Below are 4,540 nucleotides of genomic sequence, written 5' to 3' on the forward strand. Positions count from 1 at the left end.
CCTACATCCACCAGATGAAGATCGAGGGCTCGCAGCTGCCGCTGATGATCGCGGTGCTCGACGAGTTCTTCATCCTCTCCGGCAAGTGGGCAGCGCCTGGCCAAGACCGGCGACGACGAGACCCGCGAACAGCTCAAGGAACTCGACCCGCTCGGGGCGTGGGCCGACCTCGCGGTTCTTGCCCGTTCGGCCGGAATCCGGTTGCCGCTCGGTGTGCAGCGCCCCGACGAAAGCCTGTTCGGCGGCGCGTCCGGTAACGCCCGGGACAACTTCGGTACCCGCATCAGCCTCGGCAACCTCTCGCAGGACGGCGCGCTGATGATGTGGGGCGACTCCACCGTCGGCCGCGAGGTCGACACCTCCGTCAAGGGCCGCGGCATCGCCCTCGGCGACGACGGCAACCCCGTCGACGCGCAGATGTGGTGGACCCCCAACGTCGACCGCCACCCCAACAAGTGGAACCAGCTCGCCGAGCGCGAGAAGGCGATCATCGACGGCCTCCTGCCCACCGAGGCCACGCAGTTCACCTGCTACTCGCAGGAGCTGGCCTCGTTCATCGAGTCCGAGCGCGCCCTGGCCACGCGGGCACGCAGGCACGGCCGTGCTCCCGAGCCGATCGTCATCGGCGCGAGGGCCGCCACCGACGGCGACACGTCCGCCGCGTCGCCGACCGTGGACGCCGCGCCCGGGGTCGACGGCCTGGCTGGGGGCGTCGTCGTTGGTGGGGGTGATGGTGGCGGCGACGAGGTGGGTGTGGGTCTGTTGGTGGGTGGCGCGGGCCTACGCGGCGTCGTAGATCAGGACGGTGAGTCCGGTGCTGAGGATGATCATCAGGGCGGTGACCATCGCCAGGAGGAGGTTGAGGCGGGTGGCGAGCCGGTCCACGGGCCGGGTGAATGGATGGCGGGAGCGCCGTACCTGGGCGTATCGCTGTCGGCGTGGTGTCCATCGCATGGTGTTGCCCCCTCGACCACGGCGGTGTTTGGTGCAGTGTGGTTGTGCGGGTGGGGTTCCCCGTTCGTGGCCGTCGCACACCTTCGACGGGGCCGCGGGCACGCCGGGGGCGGACAACCCGATCGACTCGCACCTGCGCATCGGACAACGTGTCGGTGGCTTCGGTGGCTTCGGTGGCTTCGGTGCCTGCGGCCGCGGCGAGAACACCGCGCTGACCGATCGGGACTGGGCGAGTTCTTCCCGCCTGAGCAGACGGAGCGCGTGGTGGGGGCGGTGGCCGCACCGGGTGCGCGCGGAAGGGCTGGTGGACCTGTCGCTGATTCGGGCGCCGCCGGGGGCGATTCTATTCCGGTGGGGGCGTGTTCCATTGCACGGCGAGGGAATGGATGCGGGTGAGGACTTCGGTGGGGTCGGCTCCGGCGCCGATCGCGATCCCGGCGAGGTAGGTGGTCAGTGGGGTGGCCTGGTGTTCGATCAGGTGGGCGATGTCGCGGGCGAAGTCGAGGAGCAGCTGCTGGTCGGGGAGCTCGTCTACGTCGAGTTCGGCGGTCACTGCCGCGATCCATGTGTCGAGTGTTGTCACGGCCCGTCCCTCCGCTCGTGGCGGTCGCCGGCGCCCGTGCCGGCAACGATCATCCGATTCAATCAGAACACCGATGTGCGTGGACTGCGAGTGCGCGGGTGTGGGGACGAGGTGGGGGTGCGATGCCGTCCCGGGGATGGACGGGGTGGGGGTTGTGTCGGGAGAGCAGTTGCTGCGTCGGGTGTCGGACTCGCTCGGGATATACGGTCACTGACCGCTGACGGGGGTTCCCCTGAGTGTGGGCATCGTGAACATTGGTCGTGAGGGACTCTGTCAGTTTCAGAAGTGGGCTGCGTGCGTTGATGACTCGACTGCATGGCTGGACTCTCGTCGCTCAGTCCGCGTCGATCACCGCGCATTCCTATCACTGAACTGGGCGGATGACATGTCCCTGGGACATCGGAAGGGCCACGCCCGCAACGTGGCTGGTTCCCGATCTTTTCGTTTCTCCCGGACCGTCCGAGCGGTACTTCGGCAGGACCTGGCAAGTCGCGGACGTCACTGCGCTCGCCGGTGTGCTAACAGTGGGGTAGACTGTTAGTAACTGTTAGGAGGTGTTGGTGGTGGGCACGATCGACGACCGTTATCTCGCCGGCGACGTGGACTTTGAGGCTGCGGTGGGGGAGGCGCTCGGCACTGTGGTTTCGCGGGAGGCGATGCTGCCGTTGCTGCATGCGCTGCGCCGGGGGGCGCACCCGAACGCCCAGCTCAGCGACCACGATGCCGCCTTGTACGACGCGGCCGGGTTCACCGAGGACCCGCTCGCCCCGGCCGCTGCGGCCGCCGGGCGGGAACAACGCATGCGTGAGCTCACCGCGACCGCCAAGACGGTGGAGGAGGCGGCCCACCTGCTCGGGGTGTCGACCTCCCGGATCCGTCAGCGCGCGGCGGCGGGCAGTGTGTGGGCGATCAAGGTCGGCAACAAGCTGTTGCTGCCCGCGGTGCAGTTCACCGGTGAGGCGATGGTGCCGAACCTCGACCGCATCCTGACGCTGCTGCCGGACGGTTTGCACCCGTTGGCGCTCGAGCGCGCCCTGGCCGACCCTCGGGCCGATCTGCTGCTGGACGGAGGCCCGGTGTCGGTCATCGAGTGGCTCACCAGTGGCGGTGACGTCGACACCGCACTGGAGATCGTCGCCCAAATTGAATGGGAGGCAGCGTAAGTGGCGCGGATGCTCCCGCACCCTCCGACCGTCGACGAACTTCGAGACCACGGCATCCGCGACAACGAATACGCCCCGATCCCCACGACCGGGTTGCTGTGGCGGGTGCATCGCACCACCAGCAGCCATGCGCTGGCCTGGGATGAGTTCCGCACGTTTGGTCCGGTGCTGCGTTTCGATCCGCACCCGCTCCCGCGCGGTGACCACCCGGGGCACGGGGTCTGGTACGGGGCGATGGATGTGCACGGCGCCCTTGCGGAGGCATTCCAGGGCACCCGCACGATCGACCGGGTGGAGGAGGCGCCGTATCTGACCGGGCTGCATCCGGTCCGGGACCTGCGGCTTCTTGACGTCGGTGGGTTCGGGGCCGGTCGCTGGCCGACCCGGGTGGGGGGCACGTTCGCCCTCGATTCCGCCGCGCACGGCATCACCCAGTGGTGGGCCCGCACCCTGGTGGCCGCGTACCCCGGGCTCGATGGGCTGTTGTATCGGGGTCGGTTTTCCGGCGGCCCGTGTGCGGCGCTGTTTCCTCCGGCCGCCGATGCGTTCCCCGTGCGGCCGGCGACGTCGAACCCGCTCGCGCATCCCGGCCTGCAGCGCCGTCTCGCTGCGGCCGGGGAGGCACTCGGCTACACCCTCGTCTGAGGTGGCGACGACCAAGAGGGGGGAGTCGATCTGGCTGGGCGCAGACCGTGCGTTTGGTGTGAGGCAACGGGCGTGGTCAAGAGAAATGTTTCGTACTCAGGTTCTGATGCGGGAAATTCGATCGCCTCGCGCGCCCGGGTGTGCACGGATGGTGGATCCGCGGGGTGTGCATTTCGCTGTCGTCCGCTCGTGGTTAGGTGGTTCGCTGGCTATCGGATTGGCCAATCTGGAACCGTGGGAAAGAGGACAGCGTGCCGACGCACAGCGCCGACTATCTAGAACGACTCTTGAGCTCAGTTGAAGATTTCGAGAAGGCGTTCGATCGGTGGATGGAAACCCAGGTCGCGTCGGACCACATGAATTCCCGAGGACTGCTTCCGACGGTCTGGCCGAAGGATGACCAGGACCAATCCGAGATTCGGCGGCTCGAACTCGATGTCGCGGAGTCGGCGGGTGCGGCTGCCAGGGCAGTGGCGATCACCGGTGCCTACATCGGCGTCGCCGGTGTAGGCACAATCGACCCGATTGCGAACTGGTCACTCATGTCCGCCCCGAAGGCGTTCATCGCCCCGCATGATGTGCGCACGACTGCGGCCACCGTGCGCGGGCGACTGCGGACGATGATCGGCGAGGCCGAGTCGGCGACGGATGTCGGTGCCCCAGGTTTCGCGCCCTCCGAATTGCATCGGACCATCTGGGGTGCAGCGGCTGCCCACTGGACCACCCACCAGTACCGGGTCGCGGTCCGGGAAGCGGCGGAAGCTCTCACCGTGGAATGGAAGACGCGACTCGGCCGTAATGATGTCGACGACACCGTGTTCTGGCAGCAGACGCTCGCTCCAGGCGATCCGCAACCGCAGAAGCCGAAGCTCGCCTGGCCAGGAGACCCCCTCGACAAGACCACCAAGAGCATGCGAGGCGGTCTGGAGCCATTGGCGAAGTCTCTCAACCAGCTCGCCACAGGACTGAATCTCACCGTCCGCAACGTCACGACCCACACCCGTGATGAACTCAGCGAACAGGAGGCGATGGAGCGGCTGGCGGCGTACAGCTATCTCGCCCGGCTCCTCGATAGGTGCGAGGTCCGCGACCATGACGGTTCAGCTGAGTCGTGACAGGTGACGGTGGCGAGTGGCACGCCGATCCTTATCTGTGATGCGGACCCCCGTAAAGGTGGGATCCGTTGGTCATTTGG

At 67.5% G+C, this 4,540-nt stretch carries 4 protein-coding genes and 1 pseudogene; 4 read left to right on the forward strand and 1 reads right to left on the reverse strand.

Annotated features, from left to right (window positions below; genetic code table 11):
• Window positions 1-645, forward strand: a pseudogene (locus P3H15_RS53040) (AAA family ATPase); the annotation flags it as partial.
• Window positions 646-1,297: 652 nt separating this feature from the next.
• On the opposite strand, the gene P3H15_RS53045 reads toward P3H15_RS53040, so the two are convergent.
• Window positions 1,298-1,537: a DUF6457 domain-containing protein gene (locus P3H15_RS53045; protein WP_276144671.1), complete on the reverse strand. Its 240-nt coding sequence runs from the start codon at window positions 1,535-1,537 to the stop codon at window positions 1,298-1,300.
• A 563-nt stretch (window positions 1,538-2,100) separates the two neighbouring features.
• Between P3H15_RS53045 and P3H15_RS53050 the strand changes: the two genes are divergently transcribed.
• The 3 genes from P3H15_RS53050 (at window position 2,101) to P3H15_RS53060 (ending at window position 4,460) form a co-directional block, all read left to right on the forward strand.
• On the forward strand, window positions 2,101-2,700 hold the full coding sequence (locus P3H15_RS53050; RefSeq protein WP_276144672.1) for a helix-turn-helix domain-containing protein: 600 nt from the start codon (window positions 2,101-2,103) through the stop codon (window positions 2,698-2,700).
• A 9-nt stretch (window positions 2,701-2,709) separates the two neighbouring features.
• Window positions 2,710-3,345: an RES family NAD+ phosphorylase gene (locus tag P3H15_RS53055; RefSeq protein ID WP_276144673.1), complete on the forward strand. Its 636-nt coding sequence runs from the start codon at window positions 2,710-2,712 to the stop codon at window positions 3,343-3,345.
• Between the two features lie 287 nt (window positions 3,346-3,632).
• Window positions 3,633-4,460 carry a TIGR02391 family protein gene (locus tag P3H15_RS53060; RefSeq protein WP_276144674.1) on the forward strand — a complete coding sequence of 276 codons (828 nt, stop codon included), beginning with the start codon at window positions 3,633-3,635 and terminating at the stop codon, window positions 4,458-4,460.
• Window positions 4,461-4,540 lie beyond the last annotated feature (80 nt).

It is taken from the genome of Rhodococcus sp. T2V, assembly GCF_029269925.1.
Lineage (GTDB): Bacteria > Actinomycetota > Actinomycetes > Mycobacteriales > Mycobacteriaceae > Rhodococcus_F > Rhodococcus_F koreensis.